The 1,137-nt window shown below is 65.5% G+C and carries 1 protein-coding gene; it reads left to right on the top strand.

Annotated elements, in window-relative coordinates:
* Position 1: 1 nt before the first annotated feature.
* A partial coding sequence (locus DMB66_RS59885) for a cbb3-type cytochrome c oxidase subunit I (RefSeq protein WP_125812697.1) occupies positions 2-1,137 on the top strand: 1,136 nt, incomplete at its 3' end.

Here is a 1,137-nt window from a genome sequence, read left to right as displayed (position 1 = left end):
CGTGACCCGGCCCTGGCCGGTGCGACCGCAGGTAAAGGGCTCGGCCCTCGCGCGGATCCTGCGGACGACGGACGCGAAGCAGATCGGGATCATGTATATGATCACCGCCTTCGTGTTCTACATCCTCGGCGGATTCATGGCGCTGCTCATGCGCACCGAGCTGGCGCAGCCGGGCATGCAGGTGCTGTCGCCGGAGCAGTACAACCAGCTGTTCACCATGCACGGCACGATCATGCTGCTGTTCTTCGCGACGCCGATCGTGTTCGCCTTCGCGAACTTCGTGGTGCCGATCCAGATCGGCGCGCCGGACGTGTCGTTCCCGCGGCTCAACGCCTTCGCATACTGGCTGTATCTGTTCGGTGGCTTGATCACCATCAGCGGCTTCCTGACCCCGGGCGGTGCGGCCGACTTCGGCTGGTTCGCGTACACCCCGCTCAGCGACTCCCTGCACTCGCCGGGCGTCGGCGGCAACATGTGGGTCGTCGGCCTGGCCCTGTCCGGCCTCGGCACCATCCTCGGCGGCGTCAACATGATCACGACGATCATCACGCTGCGCGCCCCCGGCATGACGATGTTCCGGATGCCGATCTTCACCTGGAACATCCTGGTCACCAGCCTCCTGGTGATCATGGTCTTCCCGTTCCTGGCCGCCGCGCTGTTCGCGCTGGCCGCCGACCGGGTGCTCGGCGCGCACGTCTTCGACGTCGAAACCGGCGGCCCGATGCTCTGGCAGCATCTGTTCTGGTTCTTCGGCCACCCCGAGGTCTACATCGTCGCGCTGCCGTTCTTCGGCATCATCACCGAGGTCATCCCGGTCTTCAGCCGCAAGCCGGTCTTCGGCTACAAGGGCCTGGTCGGCGCGACCCTGCTGATCGCGGCGCTGTCGATGAGCGTGTGGGCGCACCACATGTTCGTCACCGGCCAGGTGTTGCTGCCGTTCTTCAGCTTCCTGAGCTTCCTCATCGCGGTCCCGACCGGCATGAAGTTCTTCGTCTGGATCGGCACGATGTGGCGCGGCCAGATCAGCTTCGAGACGCCGATGCTGTTCGCGATCGGCTTCCTCGTGACGTTCCTCTTCGGTGCCGGTGTCCGGCGTGCTGCTCGCGCCCCGCCGATCGACTTCCACGTCTCGGACTC

Source organism: Actinoplanes sp. ATCC 53533 (assembly GCF_003947245.1).
Note: the sequence above shows the minus strand (reverse complement) of the source record. Positions and strands in the feature narration are given on the sequence as shown.